The sequence below is a fragment of the Mesorhizobium sp. C372A genome (assembly GCF_030323245.1).
In the GTDB taxonomy this organism is placed as follows: Bacteria; Pseudomonadota; Alphaproteobacteria; order Rhizobiales; family Rhizobiaceae; genus Mesorhizobium.
Genome location: NZ_CP100475.1, coordinates 1,319,076 through 1,333,437 on the forward strand (window position 1 = coordinate 1,319,076; position 14,362 = coordinate 1,333,437).

The following is a 14,362-nucleotide window of genomic DNA, read 5'->3' on the forward strand; positions in this document are numbered from 1 at the left end:
AAGGAAAATCTGTAGAATCGGTTAGTGCTGTGCGAGGACGCGCTCGCTCAAGAAAGTGTCGTCATTCGCCAGCCCCAATTTGCCACAGCCCCACCAGATGGCGAGCGCCGCGGCAATGCCGACAATTCCGTCCACGGCATAGTGCCACCCGAGGTGAATCGAGCCGAAGAACAACAAGACGCCAAAGGCCAGCATGGCGTGACCGAACCTGCGATCAATTGAGTACGCGACAGCCACAAACAGCGCCGCCTGCGCGTTGTGCATGCTGGGCATGGCCGAAATGCCACCGGGCAAATCGACACGGCCAGTATAGACCTCCCAAAGAAAATCCTGTGTCAAGGATGACGACAGCGGATAGATCGAGGCAACCTCGTCGAGATAGCGCATCAGATCGGCATATGGCGAGGGTGCGCCCGGCACCATTTCCGCAAAGTAACAAGGTCCTGCCGAGGAGAACAACGTTGCTATGACCAGGCCGATCAGGATCCACGAAATGACCGTCGCCCGCCAGTAGCGAAGGCGGATCCGCTCAGGCACGCGCGGACTGACAAGCAACCCCACCCAGAACAAGAACACCAGCAGCATCCACAGAGTGTACACTATGTCCAACAGGCGAGTTACCCAAGGCATGCCGACGACCGGCTGAATGATTTGCCACGCCTGATTCCCACCCAGGAGATTTGCATCCCAGTGGGAGAAAGTTTCGTCCCACTGGAAGGGGGCGACAATCGGAATCATCATTTTGTTGTAGAGGAATGCCGCCATGAAGAGAGCCAACACGACGCTAGCGCAGAAACCCCGCGCAAGGGTATTCGACATGCCTCCGAGGGAAGCGACCGCGATGCTGACTGGTGACCCATGGCGACCCTGAACGAGCGCGCAGGAACCAACCACGGCAACAAGGATAGAGCCCAGCAAAGGCAAAAAGCGCACAATTCGACCGGTATATTCAACAATATGGGGCAGGATCGAATCGCCCCTGATTGTCGCGATGAGAAAGGTCAACACGACAAATGCGAAGATCATTGCACTGCGGCGGCCCTCACGCGCGAGCCATGCGGGAAACCGGTCCACATGCGAAGGACTTTGCACGATTTCAGAGGAAGCCATAGGAACGGCCCCAATCTTTTTGAGAACATTCCTTTGTGTCGCACCTATACTTTAACAAACAGTAAGTCGAAGAATACCTCTACTGCTCCAGGGTACGGTTGACCCGCCGCAGCGTCAGATTGATCCTGCCGCCATTTTTCAGCAGCGCCGAGGTCGACGGGTAGATGCGGTCGACGCCATGGAAGCAGAGCCGGCCTTCGCCGCCGAGCACGACGACGTCGCCGCTTTTCAGGCGGAACGATTTGGTACCGCCGTCGCGTGTGGCCCCCCTGCCCGTCACTTGGCCGACCCGGAACAGGCAATCGTCGCCAAGTGACACCGAGACCACTGGGGCCGAGAAATCGGCTTCGTCGCGATCCTGGTGCAGACCCATTTTGGCGTCCTGCGTATAGAAATTGACCAGGCAGGCCTCCGGCGGATTCGGATAGGCGGCGACCTCCCGCCACAATTGCAGCAGCGCGTCCGGGATCGGCGGCCATGGCTCTCCGGTGAGTGGGTGCGTTGGCTGGTAGCGATAGCCCAGCTCCTTGTCAGTGACCCAGCCGAGCGTGCCGCAATTGGTCATGCGCACGCTCATCTCCTTGCCGGTCCGCGGCATCGCCGGCACGTACAGCGGCGCCCGCTGTACAATTGTCCTCACCTCTTCGACCAGCGCTTCCTGCGCCGCGCGGGACAGATAACCAGGCATGTGGCGGACGCCTTTGGGCAGAACGAGCATGACTTCGCCTCCGGTTGATACTGAAACCATGCCACCGCCAATCAGAAACGGCGACCCGAAAGCCACCGTTGTCGGCCTCCCTTTCTGTGGCAATGGTGAAACCTTGCGGCTGCGGCAGGGGAGGCCGCTTTATGCACGCAGTCGGCGCGGTCCTTAGTCGTTCTCTACCCGGCCGCGCAGCTTTTTGATCGTGCCGCGCCCTGCCTTGCTTTGCAGCCGCCGCTCCACCGAGCCTTTCGACGGCCTGGTCTTCTTGCGCGGCGGCGGCGGCGGTTCCGCGGCCTTGGCGACCAGCGCCGTCAGCCTTGCCCGGGCATCGGCCCGGTTCTGCTCCTGGGTGCGGAAGCGGCCAGCCTCGATGACGATGACGCCGTCCTTAGTGGCGCGCTGGCCGGCGAGCTTGATCGTGCGCGCGCGCACGCGTTCGGACAGGCCAGCCGCATTGGCGGCGTCGAAGCGCAATTGGACGGCGGTCGCCACCTTGTTGACGTTCTGGCCGCCGGGACCCGACGAGCGGATGAAATCCTCGTGCAGGTCGCCCGGATGGATTACGGCTTCGTCTGATATGATGATGTCGTCGATAGGCATGCCGCAGTCATGGCGCGGCGGACCAAAAAAGAAAAGGCCCGATCGAGATCGCGCCTTTCAAGGATGCTTCGGTGAAGACGCCTCGACTATTCCGCAGCTTCCTGCAGGCGGGGTGCTGCGCCGAGCACGACGGCATCGACATGGCTCTCGAATTTCTCGAAGTTGACGGCGAACATGCCGACCAATCGCGCTGCCTGCCGGTCATAGGCTGCCTTGTCGGCCCAGGTCGAACGCGGGTCGAGAATGGCGCTGTCGACGCCAGGCACAGCAACCGGCACCTCGAAGCCGAAATTGGCGTCGGTGCGGAAACCGGACGCCTTCAGCGAACCGTCAAGCGCTGCGGCCAGCAAGGCGCGCGTCGCCTTGATCGGCATGCGCTTGCCGGTGCCGTAGGCGCCGCCGGTCCAGCCGGTGTTGACCAGCCAGCAATCGGCGCCGTGGCGGGCGATCAGCTCGCGCAGCAGATTGCCGTATTCCTTGGGGTGGCGCGGCATGAACGGGGCGCCGAAGCAGGTCGAGAACGTCGCTTCCGGCTCGGTAACGCCCTTCTCGGTGCCGGCCACCTTGGCGGTGTAGCCGGAGAGGAAGTGGTACATCGCCTGCGCCGGGGTCAGCCGTGCGATCGGCGGCATGATGCCGAAGGCATCGGCGGTCAGCATGATGATGTTTTTCGGGTGGCTGGCCCGTCCGCTCTTCGAGGCATTGGGGATGAAATCCAGCGGATAGGCGCAGCGCGTGTTTTCGGTGAGCCGGCCGTCGTTGAAGTCCGGCACGCGGTCGGCGTCGAGCACGACATTTTCCAGCACCGTGCCGAAACGCTGCGTGGTGGCGAAAATCTCCGGCTCGGCCTCGGCCGACAGCCGGATCGTCTTGGCGTAGCAGCCGCCTTCGAAGTTGAAGATGCCGTGCGGTCCCCAGCCGTGCTCGTCGTCGCCGATGAGCGTACGTGACGGATCGGCCGACAGCGTCGTCTTGCCCGTCCCGGAAAGCCCGAAGAAGATCGCTGCGTCGCCGCCCGGGCCCTCATTGGCCGAGCAGTGCATCGGCATGACGCCCTTTTCCGGCAGCAGATAGTTGAGCATGGTGAACACCGATTTCTTCATCTCGCCGGCATAGGAAGTGCCGCCGATGAGCACGATCTTGCGGGTGAGATCGACCGCAATCACCGTTTCGGTGCGGCTGCCGTGGCGGGCCGGATCGGCGCGGAAGGACGGCAGGTCGATGATCGTCATCTCCGGCACGAAATCCTCGAGCTCGGCGGCCTGCGGGCGGATCAAAAGATTGCGGATGAACAGCGAGTGCCAGGCGAATTCGGTGATGACCCGCGTCGGCAGCTTCAGCTCGGCATCGGCGCCGCCGACGAGGTCCTGCACATAGAGATCGCTATTCGCGGCGTGGACAAGGAAATCGGCGAGCAGCATTTCGAACTGGCCCGCCGAAATCGCCTTGTTGTTGTCCCACCAGACATGGGGCTCGGTGGCGCCATCGCGGACGACAAACTTGTCCTTGGGCGAGCGGCCAGTGTGCTGGCCGGTCTCGGCAAGCAGCGCGCCGCCGGCGGTCAACCGGGCCTCGCCACGACGGATCGCTGCCTCATAAAGGGCGGCCGCACCAAAATTATAATGCACCGTGCCGGTGGTTTTCAGGCCGATACGATCGATCGCGCAAGCAGAATTGCGTTTGCCGACTTCCGACATCAAGGGTCCCTTCTTCTGGATTCGCCGCACTTTGCCGGCGCGTTTCCGGCGAGCCCGCGTTAGGGGCTGAGACGGTGAGAACCAGAAAACTCGAATGATATCAAATCATTAATCGATTTAAAAATTTTGAAAGTTGTTTAAATCGTTTATATGTGCAAAAAATCACGGTGGTTGCCCAAAGGATTGGCACACAGTGTTCGTCCAACCCGTGTAGAGGTTCCGATGGGGCCGCCGGCAAGCCGTCCGCGACAGCGGGTGGAGCCTGTGCCACATTTTGTACCTAATTTGTCCTGCAAAAGCCCCTTCTCTAAGACAGAAGGGACAGCTCATGAGGGAGCCGCTTGAAATGGCAACAATCGCGCTTGTCGATGACGACCGCAACATTCTGACATCGGTGTCGATCGCCCTCGAGTCCGAGGGGTATCGCGTCGAGACCTACACGGATGGTGCGTCGGCGCTGGAAGGCCTGGCGGCGCGGCCGCCGAATCTCGCCATCCTCGACATCAAGATGCCGCGCATGGACGGCATGGAGCTGTTGCGCCGGATGCGGCAGAAGTCCGACCTACCGGTGATCTTCCTGACCTCGAAGGACGATGAGATCGATGAGCTTTTCGGCCTCAAGATGGGCGCCGACGATTTCATCCGCAAACCGTTCTCGCAGCGCCTGCTGGTCGAGCGGGTGCGCGCCGTGCTGCGCCGCGCCAGCGCCCGCGAAGCTGCGGCAAAGGCGCCCAGCCAGCAGGCCCGTTCGCTGGAACGCGGCCAGCTGGTCATGGACCAGGAACGCCATACCTGCACCTGGAAGGGCGAGCCGGTGACGCTGACGGTCACCGAATTTCTCATCCTGCACTCGCTGGCGCAGCGCCCCGGCGTGGTAAAAAGCCGTGATGCGCTGATGGATTCGGCCTATGATGAGCAGGTCTATGTCGACGACCGCACCATCGATAGCCACATCAAGCGGCTGCGCAAGAAGTTCAAGGCCGTCGATGACGACTTCGAAATGATCGAAACCCTTTACGGAGTCGGATACCGGTTCCGCGAAGCTTGAGTTGATGCATGTCGCCCAAAAGTGGTCGCGTTTTTGGGACGACGACATGCATAAAACCAAAGACTAGGCGGGAGCTGCTATTCGATGGCAGTGGATGTACAGCGGAGCAGACGAACGAGCGCTGTCAGGCGGTCGCGGATTCTGCCCGCATTCCTGTCGAGGTTGACGGTGCCGATGCGCCGCTTCCTCGGCCACCACATCTTTTCCAGCCTGACCCGGCGCATCCTGTTCCTCAACCTGGCCGGCCTCGCCGTGCTGGTCACCGGCATCCTCTATCTCAACACCTTCCGCGACGGGCTGATCGACGCCCGCGTCGAAAGCCTGATGACGCAGGGCGAGATCATCGCCGGCGCCATTGCCGCGTCGGCAACGGTCGAGACCGATTCGATCAGCATCGATCCGGAAAAACTGCTCGAACTGCAGGCCGGTGAAAGCCTGGGGCCGGGCTCAGACCAGCTCGACAATCTGGATTTCCCGATCAATCCCGAGCGCGTCGCGCCGGTGCTGCGGCGGCTGATTTCGCCGACGCGCACCCGGGCCCGCATCTATGACCGCGACGCCAATCTGCTGCTCGATTCGCGCCATCTCTATTCGCGCGGCCAGATCCTGCGCTACGACCTGCCGCCGGTCGAGGACGAGCAGCCGGATATGCTGGAGCGCGTGCAGAAATTCGTCTTCGACTTCTTCCGCAACAAGGACCTGCCCGTCTACCATGAGCAGCCCGGCGGCAACGGTGCGGCCTTCCCGGAAGTGGTCAAGGCGCTGACCGGCAGTCCATCGACGATCGTGCGGGTGAGCGAACAAGGCGAGCAGATCGTTTCGGTGGCGGTGCCGATCCAGCGCTTCCGCGCCGTTCTCGGCGTGCTGATGCTGTCGACGGAAGGCGGCGACATCGACAAGATCGTCGCCGCCGAGCGCAAGGCTATTTTGCGCGTGTTCGGCATCGCCGCCCTGGTCACCGCCATCCTGTCGATGCTGCTCGCATCCACCATCGCCAATCCGCTGCGCCGGCTATCGGCGGCGGCAGTGCGGGTGCGGCGCGGCGTCAAGAGCCGCGAGGAGATCCCCGACTTTTCCGACCGCCAGGACGAGATCGGCAATTTGTCGGTCGCGGTGCGCGACATGACCAATGCGCTCTATGCCCGCATCGAGGCGATCGAAAGCTTCGCCGCCGATGTCTCGCACGAGCTGAAGAACCCGCTGACCTCGCTGCGCAGCGCGGTGGAGACCTTGCCGCTGGCCAAGAACGACAATTCACGCGGCAGGCTGATGGAGATCATCCAGCACGATGTCCGGCGTCTCGACCGGCTGATCACCGACATTTCCGATGCCTCGCGCCTCGACGCCGAACTGGCGCGTGAGGATGCCGCCACGGTCGATTTGAAGAAATTCATTACCGATCTCGTCGCCGTGTCGCGCGAAGCGACGCGCAACAAAAAGGCTGTCGAGATCGAATTCAAGGCCGCCAAGCTGCCGCAAGGCGTCAAAGGCTATTTCGTCACCGGCCATGATCTGAGGATCGGCCAGGTCATCACCAATCTGATCGAGAATGCCCGCTCCTTCGTGCCGGAGGACCACGGCCATATCGCCATTTCCCTGGCACGCTCGGGCAAGGTCAACATCGTCACCGTCGACGACAACGGCCCCGGAATCCGCGCCGACGCCATCGACCGCATCTTCGAGCGCTTCTACACCGACCGCCCGGCGGGCGAGGCGTTCGGCCAGAATTCGGGGCTTGGCCTGTCGATATCCAGGCAGATCGTCGAAGCCCATGGCGGCACGCTGACCGCCGAGAACATCCCCGGCACCAAGCCCGGCGACATCAAGGGCGCGCGCTTCGTCGTTACGCTGCCGGCCGAAGGCTGATCGCGGCTGCGCATGCCCGATCCCACCGCGGAACCCGAGAACATCCATGCCACCGCAGTCCTGATTGGCGAGCGGGGCGTCCTGATCACCGGGCCGTCCGGCTCGGGCAAGACAACGCTGGCGCTGGCGCTCATCGACCATTTCAGCCGGCTCGGGCTGTTTGCGCGGCTGATCGGCGACGACCAGCTGTTTGTCGCGGCGCGTTTCGGGCGGCTGGTCTGCCATGCGCCCGCCAGCATTGCCGGCCTCGCAGAGGTGCCCGGACTTGGTCCGAAGCCGCTTTTGTTCCAACCTGTGGGAGTCATCGACCTTACGATCCAGCTGGTTGCCGCTAACGCTGTGGAGCGTTTCCAGGAAGAGTCGAGCGCGACCATTGCCGGCTGTGTGGTGCCGCGCATCGACCTCGTTCAGCGCAACGTCACTGCGGCTTTGCCGGCGGTAATGGCGCGGCTGGCGATTGCGCCTTTCGTATGATCCGCCGCCGGTTTTTTGCTGCAATGCGTCAAATTGGCCATGGCCGACGCAATTTTGGGCTTGTCAACGCGCCGCGCGTCGACAAGATAGCGCTCCCGCCGCCTGGGATGGCCGGCGAGCATAAAAAGCGCCTGTGAAGCGGCGATGACGGGAGCCACCATAGAATGATCGGACTCGTGCTTGTAACGCACGGTCAACTGGCCGCCGAGTTCCGCCATGCCGTGGAACATGTCGTGGGGCCACAAGACAATTTCGAAACCGTGGCAATCGGCGCCGATGACGATATGGAGCAGCGTCGGCGCGATATCGTCGACGCCGTCGGCCGCGTCGACACCGGGACCGGGGTCATCGTTCTGACCGATATGTTCGGCGGCACGCCTTCCAACCTCGCCATTTCGGTGATGGAATCCGGTCGCACCGAGGTCATCGCCGGCATGAACCTGCCGATGCTGATCAAGCTGTCGTCGATCCGCAAGGGCGACAACATGGCGACCGCGCTCGACGAGGCGCAGGCCGCGGGGCGCAAATACATCAATGTCGCAAGTCAGCTGCTGAGCAGCAAATGAACGCGCTGTCGCCCGGTGAGATCGTGCGCGAGTTCCCGATCGTCAACCAGCGCGGCCTGCATGCGCGCGCCTCGGCGAAGTTCGTCCAGGTCGCCAGCGGCTTCGACGCCACCGTCCATGTCGAGAAGGATGGTCTCAAGGTCGGCGGCACCTCGATCATGGGGCTGATGATGCTGGCGGCGAGCCCCGGTTATTCGATCCGCGTCACCGCCAGCGGCGCTGAAGCCGCAGCGGCGATGGACGCGCTGGAGCAGCTGGTCGCCTCGCGCTTCGGCGAAGAGTGCTGAAGTTTTTGCTTTGAACGCCGTTGTCCCAAAACCGCGGGATACTTTTGGGCGGCATGCATCCCCGTAAAACACATACGCGCATAAAGATTTCTTTATATCCCATTGTCGTCTTGGCGGCGATCTGCTAGTCAGGCCGGCATTCCGCGCCCTTCGACGCGCCGTGTGGCGCAGGCGCATTCTGAAGACAAATCACACCGGAGCACTGCCATGACAGGTAGCAAGGACTATGTGGTCGCCGACATCTCGCTTGCCGGCTGGGGCCGCAAGGAACTCGATATCGCCGAAACCGAAATGCCGGGCCTGATGGCCTGCCGCGAGGAATTCGGCGACAAGAAGCCGTTGAAAGGTGCGCGCATCACCGGCTCGCTGCACATGACCATCCAGACTGCGGTGCTGATCGAGACGCTGAAGGCGCTTGGCGCCGATATCCGCTGGGCCTCGTGCAACATCTTCTCGACCCAGGACCATGCGGCCGCAGCCATCGCCGAGGCCGGCATCCCGGTGTTCGCCGTCAAGGGCGAGTCGCTCGAGGAGTATTGGGACTACACCGACAGGATCTTCCAGTGGGCCGATGGCGGCCTCTCCAACATGATCCTCGACGATGGCGGCGACGCCACGATGTACATACTGATCGGCGCCCGCGCCGAGGCCGGCGAGGACGTGCTGTCCAACCCGCAGAGCGAGGAAGAGGAATACTTCTACGCCCAGGTCAAGAAGCGCCTGAAGGCCTCGCCCGGCTTCTTCACCAAGCAGAAGGAAGCCATTCGCGGCGTCACCGAAGAGACGACGACGGGCGTCAACCGGCTCTACCAGCTGCAGAAGAAGGGCCTGCTGCCGTTCCCCGCGATCAACGTCAACGACTCGGTCACCAAGTCGAAGTTCGACAACAAATATGGCTGCAAGGAATCGCTGGTCGACGGCATCCGCCGCGGCACCGACACCATGATGGCCGGCAAGGTTGCGGTCGTCTGCGGCTATGGCGACGTCGGCAAGGGCTCGTCGGCTTCGCTCAAGGGCGCCGGCGCCCGCGTCAAGGTCACCGAAGTCGATCCGATCTGCGCGCTGCAAGCGGCGATGGACGGCTTTGAAGTCGTCACGCTGGAAGATGCCGCACCGACCGCCGACATCGTCATCACCACCACCGGCAACAAGGATGTCGTCACCCTCGACCACATGCGCTCGATGAAGGACATGGTGATCGTCGGCAATATCGGCCACTTTGACAATGAGATCCAGGTCGCGTCGCTGCGCAACCTGCAATGGACCAACGTCAAGCCGCAGGTCGACATGATAACCTTCCCGGACGGCAAGCGGATGATCCTGCTGTCCGAGGGGCGCCTGCTCAACCTCGGCAACGCGACCGGTCATCCGAGCTTCGTGATGTCGGCTTCGTTCACCAATCAGGTGCTGGCGCAGATCGAGCTCTACACCAAGCCCGGCCAGTACCAGAACCAGGTCTATGTGCTGCCCAAGCACCTCGACGAGAAGGTGGCGCGTCTGCATCTCGACAAGCTTGGAGCCCGCTTGACCGAACTTTCCGGCGAACAGGCCGCCTATATCGGCGTGACCCCGCAGGGTCCGTTCAAGCCGGAACACTACCGCTATTAGCCAAAGCGGCGTTTACCACTAGATATTGAAGCCGGGCGATTGACTTTTCGCCCGGCTTCTTTTTTGCGCGGATGATTCTTCACGCCGATTCCAGCACGCGCTATTGTGCTGATTCGTGGGCCGGGGACGAGGCCGGCGTACGCATCGAGAGCATGATTCGAACCGAAGGACCGCGTCAGCGAAAAGTGGGAAGCGGTTTTCGGAAAAGATCATGCCCTTTAGAAAAGAGTTAGGTCAGAAGGGCGTTTCCATCAAACGTGATCCTGATCTAGGCGGTCTTGCATTCAGGCGGCGAAGAGGACCAAGGCATGCCGGGGGAAAACCCGCCTCGCGCGGGATCGGCCGTTTCCGGCGGCCATGACGATTCCGATAGCAATGGCTCCGTCACGACAGGCGGTGGCCTGAAGAGGCGCGTTGGCGCCCGCACCGCCGGCTTTCTTGCCACCTCAGCTCTTGCCGGCCCGCTCACCTCGTTTGCCGCCCATGCCGAGCCGGCCATTGCGCAGAAGGCCGGACTGTCGGTCAGCGCGGTCGAAGTCATCCAGCTCGCCATGTTCGTCGGCGTCATGGGCGCGGCACTGGTCTCGGCCATCTTCCTGATCCGCGAAAGAGCCCGCACCTCGGCGCAGAATGTCGAACTCAGAGCCCGCATTGCCGACATCAATGCGGCGCTGCAGCGCTCCGAGGCGCTGCTCAATCTGCGTGACCAGCGCGTCATCGTCTGGGCGTCGGAGAACAAGAAGCCGGAGCTGATCGGCACGCTGCCGCTGGAAAGCGGTGCGCCGGACGACCGTGCAGCCTTCCTCGCCTTCGGCCGCTGGCTGATGCCGCGCTCGGCGGCGGCGCTCGAAAATGCCGTCGCTGGTCTGCGCGAGAAAGCGAAACCCTTTGATCTCGTGATCGAATCGCAGGCCGGGGCGCCGCTTGAAGTGCATGGCCGCAAGAGCGCCGCGCATGTGCTGGTGCGCTTCGTCTCGCTGTCGGAAACTCAGAGGAGCCAAGCCAGGCTGAAGATCGAGAACCAGCGGCTGGCCGCCGACTACGAGACCATGATCGGCCTGCTCGACGCCTTGCCGATGCCGGCCTGGCTGCGCGCCACCGACGGGCGGCTGAAATGGGTCAACCGTGCCTATGCCGGAGCGGTCGAGGCACCGAACGCCGAGACCGCGGTGCGCGAAGCCAAGGAATTCCTCGGCGCCCAGGCGCGCGAACAGATCGCCGCGCAGCACAAATCGCGCCCGATCTTCGAACAGACGCTGTCGACGGTGATCGAGGGCGACCGCCGGGTGTTCGCCGTCACCGACTTCGCCGGTGCCGACGGCTCGGCCGGTCTTGCCTGCGACACCAGCGCCACCGAAACCATTCGCGGCGAATATGAGCGCACGGTGCGCAGCCATGCCGACACGCTCGACCAGCTCAACACGGCGGTGGCGATCTTCGATGCCAACGAGAAGTTGCGCTTCTTCAACCAGGCGTTCCAGAAACTGTGGGGGCTGGACCCGGGCTTCCTGCACAGCGCGCCCGACAATGCGCTGCTGCTCGACCGGCTGCGCAGCGAAGGCAAGATCGCCGAGCAGCCGGAATGGCGGCGCTGGAAAGAAGGCCTGCTTGGCGCCTACCGCGCGGTGGAATCGCAAGAGCATTGGTGGCATCTGCCCGACGGCAAGACCATCCGCGTGGTGGCCAACCCGCAGCCGAAGGGCGGCGTGACCTGGGTGTTCGAGAACCTGACCGAGAAGATGGACCTCGAAAGCCGCTACCAGACGGCGGTGCGGGTCCAGGGCGAAACGCTCGACAATTTGGCCGAAGGCGTCGCCGTGTTCGGTCCCGATGGGCGGCTGCGCCTGTCGAACCCGGCCTTTGTCGCGCTGTGGGGACTGAGCCAGGATGTGATCAAGCCCAACGTCCATGTCTCGGCGATCCGCGATCTCAGCGACCAGCGCGCCGTCGACAGCCCGTGGGGCGGGTTCGTCGCCGCCATCACCGGTTTCGACGACGAGCGCCGCGACCGCCATGGCCAGACCGAACTGAAGAACGGCACAGTGCTCAGCTACGCCGTCATCCCGCTGCCCAACGGCCAGGTGATGATGACCTTTGTGGACGTCACCGACAGCGTCAATGTCGAGCGCGCGCTGAAGGACAAGAACGAAGCGCTGCAGAAATCCGACCAGCTGAAGAACGAGTTCGTGCAGCATGTCTCCTACGAGCTGCGCTCGCCGCTGACCAACATCATCGGCTTCACCGAGCTTCTGTCGCTGCCGGCGACCGGGCCGCTCAGCCCAAAGCAGCGCGAATATGTCGAGCATGTCGGCTCGTCATCCTCGGTGCTGCTCACCATCGTCAACGACATACTCGACCTCGCCACCGTCGACGCCGGCATCATGCAGCTCGACATTTCGGAAGTAAGCGTCGAGCGCACCATCGAGGCCGCGGCCGAACTGGTCGCCGACCGGCTGCAAGAGCATTCGATCAAGCTCCGGATCGACGCCGCTGCGGCGCCGAAGAGTTTTCACGGCGACGAGACCCGGGTTCGCCAGATCCTCTACAATCTGCTCAGCAACGCCGCCAATTACGCGCCGGAGGCGAGCACTATCACGCTTGCCTGCCGGCATTTGGAGCAAGGTGTGGAATTCTCCGTCCATGACAACGGCCCCGGCATGCCGCCGGACCTGCTCGATTCGGTGTTCCGCCGCTTCGAGCCGCGCACCAATGGCGGGCGCCGGCGCGGTGCGGGCTTAGGCCTGTCGATCGTCAAGAGCTTTGTCGAGCTGCACGGCGGCAGCGTGCGCATCGAGACCGGCAAGGACAAGGGCACCACCGTCATCTGCACCTTCCCCGATGCACCGTCGGGCATCCGCGCCGCGGCCGAGTAGCGCGCTCGATGACCGTTGTTGTGCTGGAGCGTTTTCTCGCCGACGAGGCTGCGACCGCAAGGCTCGGCGAAGACCTGGCCATGGCGCTGCGGCCGGGCGACGTGCTGGCGCTCAAGGGCGATCTCGGCGCCGGCAAGTCGACGCTGGCGCGGGCCCTGATCAGGGCGCTGGCCGATGATGCCGGCCTCGATGTGCCGAGCCCTACCTTCACCTTGGTGCAAAGCTACGACACGCGCATCCCCGTGCACCATTTCGATCTCTATCGCCTGTCCTCGGCCGGCGAGATGGACGAGCTGGGTTTCGACGAGGCGCTGCTGCAGGGCGCTGCCCTTGTCGAGTGGCCGGAACGGGCGGAGGCCGCTCTTCCGAGAACGTCGATCTGGATCGAACTCGTCCATCAGGACGAAGGACGATTGGCGAAACTATCGGGCCAAGGCGTTGCCTTCGAACGCGTGGCCCGATCGCTGGCGATGCGCGATTTCCTCAAAACGGCCGGTTGGGGCGACGCCGCGCGGCGCCATTTCGTCGGCGACGCCTCGGCGCGCTCTTACGAGATTGTTTCGCTCGCCGGCCTTGCGCCGCGCGTGCTGATGAATTCGCCAAGGCTGGTGCTGGGGCCGCCGGTGCGCGACGGCAAGCCCTATGCCGTGATCGCCCACACGGCGCAGTCGGTCACCGCTTTCGTCGCCATCGACAAGGCGCTGCTGGCGCAAGGTGTCAGTGTCCCAAAAATCCATGCCGAGGATCTCGAACGGGGCTTTCTGCTGCTGGAGCATCTGGGCTCGGAAGGTTTTCTCGACGGCAATGATGAGCCGGTGGCCGAGCGCTACGCGGCAGCGGCCGAATTGCTGGCGATGATGCATGGGAAGACCTGGCCGCAGCGCATGGAGGCCGTGCCGGGCGTCTTCCACGAGGTGCCGCCCTTCGATCGCGCCGCCATGCTGATCGAAGCCGATCTCTTGGTCGATTGGTATGTGCCGATGGTGACCGGCAGCCCGGCAAGCGAGGCTTTACGCGCCGGCTATCACAGGGAATGGAACGCGGTTCTCGATCGGCTGGACACACAGGAATACACGCTGATGCTGCGCGACTTCCATTCGCCCAACATCATCTGGCGCGGTGACCGCAAAGGCCACGACCGGCTGGGCATCGTCGATGTCCAGGACGCGCTGATGGGTCCGGCGGCCTATGACGTTGCGTCGCTGGCCATGGATGCCCGCGTCACCGTTTCGCCCGATATCGAGCAGCGGACCGTGGACGCCTATGTCGCTGCGCGCCACGCCGCCGGCGGCTTCGATGAGGACGCCTTCCGCGCGGCCTATGCGATCATGGCGGCGCAGCGCAATTCGAAGATCCTCGGCATTTTCGTGCGGCTCGAAAAGCGCGACGGCAAGCCCTATTATCTCCGACACCTGCCGCGCATCCGCGATTATCTCAGGCGGGCGCTGGCGCACCCGGCGCTGGCTCAGTTGAAGGAGTTTTACATGGCACATGGCCTGCTGGAGGAACGGCTCCCGTGACCTTGAC

At 63.2% G+C, this 14,362-nt stretch carries 12 protein-coding genes; 8 read left to right on the top strand and 4 right to left on the bottom strand.

The features are described 5' to 3' along the window. Nucleotides 1-21 precede the first annotated feature (21 nt). The 4 genes from NLY42_RS06160 to NLY42_RS06175 form a co-directional block, all read right to left on the bottom strand. The gene (locus NLY42_RS06160) at nucleotides 22-1,110 is read right to left on the bottom strand and encodes a phosphatase PAP2 family protein (protein WP_081730953.1); all 1,089 of its coding nucleotides are present in this window, start codon (nucleotides 1,108-1,110) and stop codon (nucleotides 22-24) included. A gap of 79 nt (nucleotides 1,111-1,189) precedes the next feature. Next, nucleotides 1,190-1,828, bottom strand: coding sequence for an alpha-ketoglutarate-dependent dioxygenase AlkB (locus tag NLY42_RS06165; protein ID WP_023755485.1), 639 nt, complete (start codon nucleotides 1,826-1,828; stop codon nucleotides 1,190-1,192). Between the two features lie 153 nt (nucleotides 1,829-1,981). After that, nucleotides 1,982-2,416: an alternative ribosome rescue aminoacyl-tRNA hydrolase ArfB gene (gene arfB / locus NLY42_RS06170; protein ID WP_023672309.1), complete on the bottom strand. Its 435-nt coding sequence runs from the start codon at nucleotides 2,414-2,416 to the stop codon at nucleotides 1,982-1,984. Between the two features lie 86 nt (nucleotides 2,417-2,502). Continuing rightward, nucleotides 2,503-4,113: a phosphoenolpyruvate carboxykinase gene (locus tag NLY42_RS06175; RefSeq protein ID WP_023672308.1), complete on the bottom strand. Its 1,611-nt coding sequence runs from the start codon at nucleotides 4,111-4,113 to the stop codon at nucleotides 2,503-2,505. Between the two features lie 346 nt (nucleotides 4,114-4,459). Between NLY42_RS06175 and NLY42_RS06180 the strand changes: the two genes are divergently transcribed. From NLY42_RS06180 to tsaE, 8 genes are all read left to right on the top strand, one after another. Then, a complete protein-coding gene (locus NLY42_RS06180) occupies nucleotides 4,460-5,161 on the top strand; it encodes a response regulator transcription factor (RefSeq protein WP_010912942.1) in 702 nt (233 codons plus the stop codon). A gap of 84 nt (nucleotides 5,162-5,245) precedes the next feature. Then, nucleotides 5,246-7,027 (top strand): sensor histidine kinase, encoded by a 1,782-nt coding sequence (locus NLY42_RS06185; RefSeq protein WP_023672307.1) that lies wholly within the window; start codon nucleotides 5,246-5,248, stop codon nucleotides 7,025-7,027. A 12-nt stretch (nucleotides 7,028-7,039) separates the two neighbouring features. Then, entirely contained in the window at nucleotides 7,040-7,501 is a 462-nt protein-coding gene (locus NLY42_RS06190; protein WP_023672306.1) for an HPr kinase/phosphorylase, read from the top strand. 164 nt (nucleotides 7,502-7,665) lie between these two features. Then, nucleotides 7,666-8,067 carry a PTS sugar transporter subunit IIA gene (locus NLY42_RS06195; RefSeq protein WP_023672304.1) on the top strand — a complete coding sequence of 134 codons (402 nt, stop codon included), beginning with the start codon at nucleotides 7,666-7,668 and terminating at the stop codon, nucleotides 8,065-8,067. After that, entirely contained in the window at nucleotides 8,064-8,354 is a 291-nt protein-coding gene (locus tag NLY42_RS06200) for an HPr family phosphocarrier protein (RefSeq protein WP_023672303.1), read from the top strand. The genes NLY42_RS06195 and NLY42_RS06200 overlap by 4 nt, the downstream gene beginning before the upstream one ends. A 207-nt stretch (nucleotides 8,355-8,561) precedes the next feature. After that, nucleotides 8,562-9,962 carry an adenosylhomocysteinase gene (gene ahcY / locus NLY42_RS06205; RefSeq protein ID WP_023681401.1) on the top strand — a complete coding sequence of 467 codons (1,401 nt, stop codon included), beginning with the start codon at nucleotides 8,562-8,564 and terminating at the stop codon, nucleotides 9,960-9,962. Between the two features lie 308 nt (nucleotides 9,963-10,270). Beyond that, complete coding sequence (locus NLY42_RS06210; RefSeq protein ID WP_023672300.1) at nucleotides 10,271-12,835, top strand: sensor histidine kinase; 2,565 nt, start codon at nucleotides 10,271-10,273, stop codon at nucleotides 12,833-12,835. An 8-nt stretch (nucleotides 12,836-12,843) separates the two neighbouring features. After that, nucleotides 12,844-14,355, top strand: coding sequence for a tRNA (adenosine(37)-N6)-threonylcarbamoyltransferase complex ATPase subunit type 1 TsaE (gene tsaE / locus NLY42_RS06215; RefSeq protein WP_023672299.1), 1,512 nt, complete (start codon nucleotides 12,844-12,846; stop codon nucleotides 14,353-14,355). Nucleotides 14,356-14,362: the final 7 nt, after the last annotated feature.